Annotated in this window: 9 protein-coding genes; 5 read left to right on the top strand and 4 right to left on the bottom strand. The window is 45.1% G+C overall.

Annotated elements, in window-relative coordinates:
* Positions 1-5: 5 nt before the first annotated feature.
* Positions 6-2,306, top strand: a complete 2,301-nt coding sequence (locus tag GGE08_RS03860) for an FdhF/YdeP family oxidoreductase (RefSeq protein ID WP_179383566.1) — start codon at positions 6-8, stop codon at positions 2,304-2,306.
* Positions 2,307-2,315: 9 nt separating this feature from the next.
* Here GGE08_RS03860 and GGE08_RS03855 read toward each other — a convergent pair whose 3' ends face one another.
* Complete coding sequence (locus tag GGE08_RS03855) at positions 2,316-3,494, bottom strand: acyl-CoA dehydrogenase family protein (protein WP_179383565.1); 1,179 nt, start codon at positions 3,492-3,494, stop codon at positions 2,316-2,318.
* Positions 3,495-3,538: 44 nt separating this feature from the next.
* Positions 3,539-4,249, bottom strand: coding sequence for a tRNA1(Val) (adenine(37)-N6)-methyltransferase (locus tag GGE08_RS03850; protein WP_179383564.1), 711 nt, complete (start codon positions 4,247-4,249; stop codon positions 3,539-3,541).
* Between the two features lie 191 nt (positions 4,250-4,440).
* Between GGE08_RS03850 and GGE08_RS03845 the strand changes: the two genes are divergently transcribed.
* The gene (locus GGE08_RS03845; protein WP_179383563.1) at positions 4,441-5,013 is read left to right on the top strand and encodes an outer membrane beta-barrel protein; all 573 of its coding nucleotides are present in this window, start codon (positions 4,441-4,443) and stop codon (positions 5,011-5,013) included.
* A gap of 55 nt (positions 5,014-5,068) precedes the next feature.
* On the opposite strand, the gene rimM is transcribed toward GGE08_RS03845, so the two are convergent.
* A complete protein-coding gene (gene rimM / locus GGE08_RS03840) occupies positions 5,069-5,596 on the bottom strand; it encodes a ribosome maturation factor RimM (protein ID WP_179383562.1) in 528 nt (175 codons plus the stop codon).
* Positions 5,597-5,608: 12 nt separating this feature from the next.
* On the bottom strand, positions 5,609-6,178 hold the full coding sequence (locus tag GGE08_RS03835; protein WP_179383561.1) for a 30S ribosomal protein S16: 570 nt from the start codon (positions 6,176-6,178) through the stop codon (positions 5,609-5,611).
* A gap of 265 nt (positions 6,179-6,443) precedes the next feature.
* On the opposite strand from GGE08_RS03835, the gene GGE08_RS03830 reads away from it, so the two are divergent.
* The 3 genes from GGE08_RS03830 to trxA all read left to right on the top strand — a co-directional run bounded on the left by GGE08_RS03830 (position 6,444) and on the right by trxA (position 11,853).
* On the top strand, positions 6,444-6,899 hold the full coding sequence (locus tag GGE08_RS03830) for a ferritin-like domain-containing protein (protein ID WP_179383560.1): 456 nt from the start codon (positions 6,444-6,446) through the stop codon (positions 6,897-6,899).
* A gap of 148 nt (positions 6,900-7,047) precedes the next feature.
* On the top strand, positions 7,048-11,433 hold the full coding sequence (dnaE, locus tag GGE08_RS03825; RefSeq protein ID WP_179383559.1) for a DNA polymerase III subunit alpha: 4,386 nt from the start codon (positions 7,048-7,050) through the stop codon (positions 11,431-11,433).
* A 102-nt stretch (positions 11,434-11,535) separates the two neighbouring features.
* Positions 11,536-11,853: a thioredoxin gene (gene trxA, locus GGE08_RS03820; RefSeq protein ID WP_127142161.1), complete on the top strand. Its 318-nt coding sequence runs from the start codon at positions 11,536-11,538 to the stop codon at positions 11,851-11,853.
* Positions 11,854-12,044 lie beyond the last annotated feature (191 nt).

The raw sequence follows: 12,044 nt of genomic DNA, 5'->3' as shown, positions 1-12,044 counted from the left end.
CCATCATGGAGAACGAAACAAAACGGAACATTTCCCTAACCGGAGACATTAAATTTACTGGGCTCCGCCTCAAAGAACCCATGGAGACCTCAGCTGGACTTCTGGGCGTAAAGGAAGCCCTACGCCACGGATTTAAGGAAATGGGGATAGTGCGTTCCATGCGCAGTTTGTTGGAAATGAACCAGGAGGACGGTTTTCGCTGCCCCAGTTGTGCCTGGCCCGTTCCCGAAAATCCTTCAAAAATTGCGGAATATTGTGAAAATGGGGCAAAAGCCCTGGCCGATGAAGCCACAAGGGAACACATAGGCGCCGACTTTTTTGCGGAACATTCCGTAGAGGAACTTTCCCGACTCAGCGATTTTGAACTCAACAAATTAGGACGCATCGTTGAACCGATGGTCTTAAGACCAAATAGTGTCCATTACGAGGCCATTTCATGGCAAGATGCCTTTGAATTGATTTCGGAGCAACTCCATCAACTCAAGGACCCGAACGAAGCGATTTTTTATACCTCCGGCAGATCTAGCAATGAGGCTGCCTACCTCTATGGCATGTTTGCCCGCGCTTTTGGCACCAACAACATGCCCGATTGCTCCAATATGTGCCATGAATCATCTGGCGTGGCACTTTCTGAGACCTTGGGCATTGGCAAGGGCTCGGTAACATTGGACGACCTCTATGGTGCGGAGGTGATTTTAGTCGTAGGGCAAAATCCTGGGACCAATCACCCGAGAATGCTATCCACCTTGGAAAAATGCAAAAAGAATGGCGGCAAGGTCATCAGCATCAACCCCTTGGCCGAAACAGGATTGGTCAACTTTAAAAATCCACAAAGCGTTTCCGACATGTTGGGCAACGGACAGCCCATTGCCGACATTCACTTACCTGTCAAAATCAATGAGGATGTGGCATTGGCCAAATTGATCTTAAAAAAACTGGTGGCGTTGGATGCCAAAAACCACAATGTTCTTGACCATGAATTTATCGTGGAATACGTGGATGGATATGATGAGTTGTTGAACGATTTGGATCGCTACGATGTGGAGACCCTTCAACGCAGGAGTGGGGTATATATGCACAAAATTGACAAGGTAGTGGAGCTGTTGGCCGAAAACTCCAAAATCGTCATCTGTTGGGCCATGGGAATCACCCAGCACAAGAATGCGGTGGACTGCATTAAGGAATACGTGAACATTTTACTGCTCAAAGGAGCCGTGGGCAAACCCTTTGCAGGAACTTGTCCCGTGAGAGGGCACAGCAATGTGCAAGGGGACCGCTCCGTGGGCATCATGCACTACGTTAACAAGAGGTTGAACAAAAAAATCCAAGAACATCTCAACTTTGATCCTCCCACCGAAAAAGGGTATGACACTGTGGAGGCCATCGAGGCAATGCACGAAAAAAAAGCAAAGGTATTTATCTGTTTGGGCGGTAATTTTGTGATGGCCGCCTCGGACACCAAATACACTGCCGAGGCTGTGCAAAATTGTGAGTTGACGGTACAAATCAGCACCAAACTGAACCGAAGTCATTTAATTACGGGCAAAACCGCATTGGTATTGCCCACATTTGGTCGTTCTGAAAAAGATGAGAAAAACGGTGAGCTCCAATTTTTGACCATGGAAAGCAGCACGGGCAAAGTTAGGCAGAGCAAGGGCCTGTTAAAACCTGCTTCGGAGCATATCAAAAGTGAGCCAGAGATTATTGCGCTCTTGGCACACACCTATTTTAGGGGCAATCATTCCATGAACTGGTATGAATTAGGTCAGGATTACAACCTTATCCGAAAATTGATTGACAAAACCGTAAAAGGATTTGATAACACCTGCGAACGATCTAAGGGTTTCGGCTACTATTTGCCCAACAATGTCCGTAAACGGGACTTTAGGATGCTTCCCAATGGCATGGCACAATTGTCCATTACCCCCTTGCCAGACCACGAATTGCAAGCAAATGAGTTATTATTGATGACCATTCGTTCCCATGACCAATTCAATACCACGATTTATGGGTTGAATGACCGATACCGTGGCATCCACAACGAACGCCGGGTGATTTTTATGAATGAGGAAGATATGGCCGAAAAGGGATTGACACAATTGGATGTGGTAAATCTGCATAGCCATTATGACGGTATCCAGCGCACCGCAGAGAAATTCTTGGTAGTGACCTATAACATTCCCAAAGGGAACATGGCCGCCTATTTCCCTGAAACCAATATGCTGGTGCCCCACAACCATTTTGCGGACAAAAGTCAGACACCGATCAGTAAGTCCATAAGGGTAACGGTAGAAAAAATTTCTTGATTTGCTTCCTTATTTGAAGGCTTGAATCCCCGTAATATCCGCCCCTGTGATCAACAAATGGATATCGTGGGTACCTTCGTAGGTAATCACACTTTCCAAGTTCATCATGTGGCGCATGATGCTGTACTCCCCGGTGATGCCCATTCCACCCAAAACCTGTCTTGCCTCACGGGCAATTTTGATGGCCATTTCCACATTGTTCCGTTTGGCCATAGAAATTTGTGCTGTGGTTGCCCTGCCTTCGTTTTTGAGCTGTCCCAAACGAAATGCCAATAATTGCGCTTTAGTGATTTCGGTAATCATTTCGGCCAATTTTTTTTGCTGAAGCTGATACGCCGCAATCGGTTTCCCGAACTGTTCGCGTTCCTTGGCATAGCGCAAAGCCGTATCATAGCAATCCATAGCGGCACCAATCGCTCCCCAAGCAATGCCATAGCGAGCAGAGTCCAAACAGCCCAGCGGCGCTCCCAGACCATTTTTACCTGGCAAGAGATTTTCTTTGGGCACTTTTACATTGTCAAAAATAAGTTCGCCTGTGGCAGAAGCACGAAGCGACCATTTATTATGTGTCTCCGGTGTTGAAAAACCTTCCATTCCCCGTTCCACAATTAATCCATGAATCCGGCCTTCCTCATTCTTCGCCCATACTACGGCCACATCGGCAAATGGTGAATTGGAAATCCAAAGTTTGGCACCGTTGAGCACGTAATGATCGCCAGCGTCCTTAAACTTGGTTTCCATTCCCCCGGGATTGGAACCATGGTTGGGTTCGGTGAGGCCAAAACAGCCCATCCATTCCCCTGTTGCCAACTTGGGCAAATATTTTTTTCGTTGTTCTTCGGTACCATAGGCAAATATGGGGTACATGACCAATGAGGATTGCACGGAAGCTGTGGAACGAACCCCACTATCGCCACGTTCTATTTCCTGCATGATCAATCCATAGCTGATTTGATCCAGACCTGCTCCACCATATTCTTCGGGGATATAGGGACCAAAAGCCCCGATTTCGGCCAATCCACCAATAATCTGTTTGGGGAATTCCGCCCTTTGGGCATAGTCCTCAATAATGGGGGATATATCGCGCTTTACCCATTGGCGGGCAGAATCGCGGACCAGTTTATGTTCCTCGGAAAGTAAATCATCTAAGTTGTAGTAATCTGGAGCTTCAAATAAGTCGGGCTTCATCTCAATTCAATTTTTAGTAAATATAACATTTCATTGGCTCATTGTTACATTTTCAAATAAAATGCTTGGGTCAATTTGATGTATGCTTCGGTATATTGGTGTCTGTCGTTTTCAATGATCAGGGAATCTATCTGAGGTTCGGAATTTTTAAAGCTAAATTCCATCAAACTTCTTTTAAAATCGGTCTCTGGATTTCCCTTCACTCTTGTAATTCGAGTTGGGAACAAACCAACCTTTTGGGCCAATTTTGTAAATCGCTGTTCTTCCTTAAAAGGAATGATTACAGCGAAGATCCCTTTCTCCGTCAACAACTGGACCGAACCCTGCACCAATTCCTCGAACGGCAACGAATTGTTCTGGCGGGCTTTATCCCGAGCCTTATCGCCACTGGCAACATCTTCCGAATAAAATGGCGGATTGGAAACGATCAAATCGTAAGGCTCGTCCATTTCATCCACAAATTCATCAAATCCGGCATGGTAACAGAACAGTCTGTCTGCCCAGGGTGAAGCTTCAAAGTTGGCAACGCATTGCTCGTAGGCATCATCATCCAACTCTATGGCATCTATGGTCCCAGCAAATGAACGCTGGGCCAGTTGCAGGGCAATAAGTCCCGTTCCGGCACCTATATCCAAAATAGTTGCGGGATGATGGTCCAAAGAGGCCCAAGCTCCCAACAAAACGCCGTCGGTCCCCACCTTCATGGCGCATCGGTCTTGGTGAATGGAAAATTGTTTGAATTGGAACGGTTTCATGTGCCCAAATATACGTTGATCGATTGGACCAAAAATCGCATCCGTCAGATCAGAAGGGGCATTCGTCAGATCAGAAGGGGCATCCGTCAATTGAGGGCAAATTTATTCTTGCGATTATAGTTACTTGCCGAATTATTAACCGGGGAGAAGCCCCATTTAAAATCATTACCAATTTTATTAAACTTTTGATTATGAAGAAAATCATTTTTGCATTCCTACTTATGCTAGCTGTAGTTCAGGTACAGGCACAAGAAAAAAACAAATTCCGAGTAGGCCTTGACGCGGGCTACACTATGCCCGATGGTGGAGGTGGAGTACTGCTTACCATTGAACCAAAGTACAATATCGCTGACAATATGAGTATTGGTCTAAGGTATGAATCCGCAGCAATGGCCAAGAATGTAACCTCAGATGGTTTCTCCATTGAAGGTAGTTTGGCAGCAAGTGGAACCATCTCTGGAACATTTGATTACTATTTTAACTCAGGAAGCTCATCCTTTGCTCCTTTTATGGGAGCAGGTGTAGGTTATAGCTCTTTGGCTAATATTGGCTTTGATGAACTAGGGCCGGATAGCGAAGAATTTGAGCTTGATGGAAAGTTTGGTGGATTAATTCGTGCTGGTTTTGAACTTGGCAAATTGCGTTTGGCTGCAAGCTATAATCTTATTGGCAAGTCTGACTTGGGAGAAGGCGCAGAAGTTAAAAACTCCTATCTGGGCATATCACTTGGTTTCTACCTAGGTGGCGGCAAGTGGAAAAAGTAAATTTTCATTGCTTTCGATTGTAAGAGGGGAGGCCAAGTTGCCTCCTTTCTTTTTTCTAGCTCAGATACAACTCCACCAAACCTTCGGGTGTCCTTACATTGATAGTTTTATTTTCCCGATCTACTTTGGTGATGATTTCATCGGTGATGGGAATAAAAAGTTCTTTGTTCCCTTTTTTAACTTCAAATAAGTCCTGGGAAGTATTGTCGTTTACGGAATCAATAACTCCGATATCTCCATGAACCTCATCCATCAACGTAAAGCCAATGACCTCATGGTAATAAAACTTGTTGCCGCTAAGTTTGGGCAACATTGTCAAGGGAAGGTACAGTTCAGACCCGATCAACTTATCTGCCGAAGACTCGTCCTTCACCTCTTCGAAATCGATACGCAACAGGTTGGATTTGTGCAATCGACATCTATCAATAAAAAATGGAATCAGGTTGTTTCCCAACGAAACAAGCACTGATTCCATATTCTCGTAGATTTCGGGCTCGTCGGTATCCAATTTGACCAATACCTCGCCCTTAAAGCTATATTTTGAAACGACTTTGCCCAGGTAGAAGCAGTCTTCCTTGCGCATCGTCTTACCTTTCTATTCTTCTTTAGCAGTCTCTTCCTCGGCAGCAGGAGCTTCTTCGGCAGGTGCTTCAGCAGCAGTTTCCTCTACAGCAGCTTCCGTAGTTTCTTCGGCAGCTTCCTCTGCTACTTCCTCTTCAGGTTGCGCGGCAGCGATTCGCTTCTCGTTTGCCTCTTTTTCAGCTTCCAAAGCTTTGGCCTTAGCTTCAGCTTCGGCTTTGCTCAAACCATCTTTCTTGGCCTGAATAGCATTTTCTTTCTCGGTTACCCAAGCATTGAATTTTTCTTCAGCCTGCTCCTCGGTCAATGCTCCTTTACGAACACCTCCCAACAAGTGGTGCTTCAACAATACACCTTTGTAAGAAAGAATGGCTCTGGCCGTATCGGTTGGCTGTGCACCATTTTGTAACCATTTTACGGTTCCGTCGATATCTAGGTTAATGGTAGCTGGATTGGTGTTTGGATTGTAAGTTCCCAATTTTTCCAAGTACTTACCATCTCTTTTGGCTCTTACATCTGCGGCAACTACCCAATAGAATGGTTTACCTTTTTTACCGTGTCTCTGAAGTCTAATTTTAACTGGCATATCACATTAATTTGTAGGGTGCCCGACCCTGGTTATTAATTCTTTTTTTACGGCTTATCCTTTAAGCGGGTGCAAATATACACTTATTTGTTTATAGCCCAGCGTTTCAAACAAAAAAAGTTAAATGACTTTAACAACTGGGCACCAACACGTTAAACCTTTGATAAACCCTGTCTATGATTTGTTATTTCATTGATAATCTGTAGTTTATATATGGAAGTCATCGAGAGTCGGTGACCGATAACCAATAAAATGAAGATAGATTATGAAGTACACTGTAGAAATGTCGAACAAATTGAACGAACTTTTGGAAAGAACCTATGATGCTGAAAAAGGATTTAAACAAGCAGCCGAAAAGGTAGACAATACAACCATTAAACAATTTTTCATGGATAGCGCCAAGCAGCGTTACAATTTTGGCCAAGAGCTAAAATCGGAAATACGCTCCTTTGGACAAGCTCCTGAAAAAGGCGGAAGCGCAAAAGGAACTTTGCACCGATCTTGGATAGATTTTAAATCGCTGTTTACGCAAAACAATGAAGAAGCTATGCTGGAAGAAGTGCACCGCGGGGAGAAAGAGGCTATTGCCACTTATAACGATATTCTCCACGACAAAGACTTTGTGTTGCCACCATCCACCGAAAGTTTACTGATGCGTCATAGAAATGCCATCAGGGAGACCTTGGAGACGGCAAACATATTTGAAACAGCAGTATCGTAATTCCAAAAGTCTATAGATACCAACAGAAGAAAAAGTCGGGAAACATCCCGGCTTTTTTTAGTTAATAACTCCTCACAACTCTTTTTTACCAAATCTATCTTCTTCCGTAATTTTAGCTACTCTTTTTTTGACCCGAGACCGATAGCTTATGTATTTGATCTTTGATACGGAGACCACAGGTTTGCCCAAACGCTGGGATGCCCCCATTACCGATACTGACAACTGGCCAAGATGCGTACAAATAGCATGGCAGTTGCACGATGAACTCGGTAATTTAATTGAGCACCAAGACTTCTTGGTGAAACCCGAGGGGTTCAACATTCCCTACGAATCAGAACAGATACATGGTATTTCCACCGCTTTGGCCGAAGAAAAGGGCACCCCTTTAAACGAGGTTTTGGAAGCTTTCAATCAAGCGCTCCGGCAGACTAAGTTTGTGGTGGGTCAAAATGTGGGATTCGACATTAATATTATGGGTTGTGAATTCCATCGCGAAGGATTGGAAAGTCCACTAACTTCCCTTCCTGTTTTGGACACCTGTACCGAACATACCGCGGAACTCTGTAAGATTCCCGGAGGACGTGGCGGTAAATTCAAATTGCCGACCCTTACCGAACTCCATGAGTTTTTGTTCGGGGAACCCTTTGCCGAAGCGCATAATGCAACGGCCGACGTGGAAGCGACGACCCGTTGCTTTTTGGAGTTGGTCCGAAAAAAACAGTACTCCCACCAAGAACTCGATGTTCAGCCAGATTATTTTGAGCGATTCTCGGAGGCCAATCCGCAGGAAATAGAACTCATCGGGTTAAAGCACATCAACCTAAAGGCCGCATCAAAAGAAATTGCAGATGCCCTTTGGGCAGAGGATACGGGTGGCGTTTCCGACGAGGAAATCCAAGAAAATGTGGAAACATTGGAAGATGAACCCTTTGTTCATCTGCACAACCACTCCCAATTCTCGGTGCTCCAATCCACCATCAACATCAAAGATTTGGTCAAGGCCACGGCCAATCATGGCATGCCCGCCGTTGCCCTTACCGACCACGCCAATATGATGGGGGCCTTTCACTTTGTGAAAGAAGTGATGGCGCACAACAAGGCGGTAAAAGCCAAAAATGAAGAACTTATTGCCAATGGCGAGCGGCCCACCGAAAAAGAGATTACGCCCATTGTGGGTTGCGAATTCTACGTTTGTGAGGACCACACCAATAAAAATGTAAAGGACTACGGGCATCAGATCGTGTTATTGGCCAAAAACAAAAAAGGATATCATAATTTGGCCAAAATGTCCTCCATAGCCTATACCAATGGTTTTTATTATGTACCTAGAATCGACAAAAAGGTCATAGAACAATACAAGGAAGATGTAATTGCACTTACCGGAAACCTGTATGGCGAAGTACCCAACAAAATTCTCAATGTTGGGGAAAAACAGGCAGAAGAAGCCCTTTTGTGGTGGAAAGAGCAATTTGGGGATGATTTTTACATCGAAATCATGCGCCACGGTCAGGAAGACGAGGACCGGGTGAACCAAGTGCTGGTGCGCATGGCCAAAGACCACAACATTAAGCTAGTGGCCACCAACAATACCTATTATTGTGATAAAAAAGATGCCGAGGCCCATGATATTCTACTCTGTGTAAAGGACGGTGAAAAGCAATCCACTCCCATCGGCCGTGGAAGAGGTTACCGTTACGGACTACCCAACCAAGAGTACTATTTTAAGTCATCCGATGAGATGAAGGAACTCTTCAAGGACCTACCAGAAGCCATTCTCAACATCAAGGAAATTGTGGACAAGGTGGAGCCCTATGACCTAGCGAGCGATATCTTACTACCCAAATTCAGTATTCCGGAGGAATTTAAAGACCCTCAAGATGACATTGATGGCGGCAACCGTGGAGAAAACGCGTATCTAAGGCATATTACCTATAAAGGGGCCGAAAAGCGGTATGGTGAAATCACGGACGAAATCAGGGAACGGATAGACTTCGAATTGGAAATCATCAAAAATTCGGGATATCCGGGATACTTTTTGATTGTTGAGGATTTTATCCGCGAAGCTAGGAATATGGACGTATCCGTTGGTCCGGGAAGGGGGTCCGCAGCAGGTTCGGTAGTGGCCTACTGTTTGACCATTACCAACATCGACCCCTTGAAGTATGACCTACTTTTTGAGCGGTTCTTGAATCCGGACAGGGTTTCCATGCCCGATATCGATATTGACTTTGATGATGAAGGCCGTAGTCGAGTGATGGATTATGTGATCAACAAATACGGAGCCAACCAAGTGGCGCAGATCATTACGTACGGTACCATGGCGGCCAAATCGTCCATTCGCGATACTGCACGTGTTTTGGACCTGCCTTTAGGTGATGCCGACCGTATTGCGAAGTTGATTCCCAACATGTCCAAACTCAATAAAATTTTTGGGGTAGACGAAGCAGATTTAAAGAAGAAATTCCGGTCTGAAGAACTGGAAAAAGTCCACGAGCTACTCAACATCGCAGAAACCGACGATTTGGAGGGTCAGACCGTAAAAATGGCCCGTGTGCTCGAAGGTTCGTTGCGAAATACAGGAATCCACGCCTGTGGGGTAATCATCACCCCGGACGATATTACCAATTTTGTGCCCGTATCCGTAGCCAAGGATTCCGATCTGTACGTTACCCAATTCGACAACTCCGTAGTAGAAAGCGCGGGACTGTTGAAAATGGATTTCTTGGGCCTAAAAACCTTGACCCTCATCAAGGACACGGTTAAGATTGTGAAGGCACGTACGGGAATTGATTTGGTACCCGATGATTTTCCGTTGGATGATGAAAAAACATACGAACTGTTCCAACGCGGTGATACGGTAGGGATATTCCAATACGAATCCCCCGGAATGCAAAAGCACATGAAAAACCTAAAGCCTACGGTTTTTGATGACCTCATCGCCATGAATGCCCTGTACCGCCCGGGACCCATGGAATACATTCCCAGCTTTATTGCCCGGAAGCACGGAGAGGAAGAAATCACCTACGACCTTCCAGAAATGGAGGAGTACCTCAAGGAAACCTACGGGATTACCGTTTACCAAGAGCAGGTGATGTTGCTTTCACAAAAATTGGCAGGTTTTTCCAAAGGTGATGCCGATGTTTTGCGAAAAGCCATGGGTAAAAAGATTTTTGCCCTGCTGGAAAAACTAAAGCCACAGTTCTTGGATGGCGGCGAAAAAAATGGCCACCCACGTGATGTGCTCGAAAAAATCTGGAAGGACTGGGAAGCCTTTGCCTCCTATGCTTTCAACAAGAGTCACTCTACCTGCTACGCCTATATCGCGTACCAAACGGCCTATTTAAAGGCCCACTACCCTGCCGAATACATGGCCGCCGTGCTGTCCAACAACATGAACGACATCAAGCAGGTCACCTTCTTTATGGAGGAATGTAAACGTATGGGGCTTGAGGTTTTGGGTCCGGACGTGAACGAATCCTACTATAAATTCGCCGTAAACAAGGATAATGCGGTGCGATTTGGTATGGGCGCCATCAAAGGTGTGGGGCGTTCGGCCGTCGAGACCATTGTGGAAAACCGTAAAAAGGACGGTCCTTACAGATCTATATTTGATTTGGCAAAGCGGGTGGACTTACGTGCCGCCAATAAAAAAGCGTTTGAGAACCTGGCCCTTGCCGGAGGGTTCGATTCCTTCGGAGATACACACCGGGCTCAGTACTTCCATGATGATGGCGATGGTATTTCCTTCTTGGAAAAGGCGGTAAAATACGGTTCCAAGTTCCAGGAGAACCAAAATTCATCGCAAGTAAGTCTTTTTGGAGAGGCCAGCGAGGTGCAGATTCCCGAACCCATTGTACCGCCTTGCGAGGAATGGGGTACTATGGAAAAATTACGACGTGAAAAGGAAGTGGTCGGTATCTATATTTCGGGCCACCCCTTGGATGATTTCATAAAGGAAATCAAGGCCTTTTGCAAGAATACGGTATCGGATTTTTCACGTTTGGAGGAGCATGTGAACCGTGAACTTACGGTTGCCGGGGTTATTACCGACGTGCAGCACCGGGTCTCCAAAAACGGTAAAGGTTGGGGACTTTTCACCTTGGAAGATTATAACGACTCCTACGAATTGCGCATTTTCGGCGAAGAGTACTTAAAGTTCCGTCATTTTTTAATGATCAATTCCTTTGTGCATGTGAGAGCCTTTGTTCGCGAAGGTTGGGTCAACCGGGAAACAGGCAAAAAGGGTGAACCTCGGCTTCAATTCAACGATTTCAAGCAGCTTCAGGACGTGATGGATGCCTTTGCCAAGAAACTGACCATCAAACTGAACATAGACCGTTTGCAAGAGCAACGTATTCAAACCTTAAAAGACACCTTGAGAATGCACAAGGGAGACCATCCGATAAGTTTCATCATTTATGAAATGCAGGAAGAAATCAAGCTTAAATTGTCGAGCCGAAAACAGAAAGTGAAGATCAATAGTGAGTTGCTTTCAGAACTGGAGGCCCATGAAATCCATTACAAGCTGAACTGACCTATAATGAATGCCAATAGCGCAATAATTAAAACGAATGTGCACAATGTAAGTTAAGTGGGCATTATTTGACTAACTTTGCATAATATTAAAACAAATAAGATGGCACTAGAAATAACAGATGCAACTTTTGACGAAGTAGTTTTAAAAAGTGACAAGCCTGTCCTAGTTGACTTTTGGGCAGCATGGTGCGGGCCTTGTAGAATGGTAGGTCCGATCATTGAAGAAGTTGGACAGGAATACGAGGGCAAAGCTGTTGTAGGTAAGGTAGATGTTGATGCAAACCAACAGTTTGCAGCCAAATACGGTGTTCGTAACATCCCTACCGTATTGGTATTTAAAGATGGTGAGGTAGTAAACCGTCAAGTAGGCGTATCTCCCAAGAAAGTGTACACGGATGCAATCGATGCAGCGTTGTAATAATTGTTTGGATAAATAGATTTTAAAAAAGGTTTGGCATTTGCCAAGCCTTTTTTACTTTATCTTGTGTTCATAAACCATACGAATTGGTTATTACGTTTGATGTTAACAAATGACATTTCAAGCGCAGCCGAGAGGCCTATTGTATTTTAGTAATGAACGAGGTCTCGCATCTCGACTGCGCTCGATGT

Source organism: Allomuricauda sp. ARW1Y1 (genome assembly GCF_013407935.1).
Classification (GTDB): Bacteria; Bacteroidota; Bacteroidia; order Flavobacteriales; family Flavobacteriaceae; genus Flagellimonas.
The sequence above is the reverse complement of the archived record's forward strand: the minus strand, read 5'-3'. Positions and strand labels throughout refer to the sequence as shown.

Coding starts and splice junctions, on each gene's coding strand:
- GGE08_RS03860 (WP_179383566.1), top strand. CDS start 6: ATGGAGAACGAAACAAAACGGAACATTTCCCTAACCGGAGACATTAAA.
- GGE08_RS03855 (WP_179383565.1), bottom strand. CDS start 3,494: ATGAAGCCCGACTTATTTGAAGCTCCAGATTACTACAACTTAGATGAT.
- GGE08_RS03850 (WP_179383564.1), bottom strand. CDS start 4,249: ATGAAACCGTTCCAATTCAAACAATTTTCCATTCACCAAGACCGATGC.
- GGE08_RS03845 (WP_179383563.1), top strand. CDS start 4,441: ATGAAGAAAATCATTTTTGCATTCCTACTTATGCTAGCTGTAGTTCAG.
- rimM (WP_179383562.1), bottom strand. CDS start 5,596: ATGCGCAAGGAAGACTGCTTCTACCTGGGCAAAGTCGTTTCAAAATAT.
- GGE08_RS03835 (WP_179383561.1), bottom strand. CDS start 6,178: ATGCCAGTTAAAATTAGACTTCAGAGACACGGTAAAAAAGGTAAACCA.
- GGE08_RS03830 (WP_179383560.1), top strand. CDS start 6,444: ATGAAGTACACTGTAGAAATGTCGAACAAATTGAACGAACTTTTGGAA.
- dnaE (WP_179383559.1), top strand. CDS start 7,048: ATGTATTTGATCTTTGATACGGAGACCACAGGTTTGCCCAAACGCTGG.
- trxA (WP_127142161.1), top strand. CDS start 11,536: ATGGCACTAGAAATAACAGATGCAACTTTTGACGAAGTAGTTTTAAAA.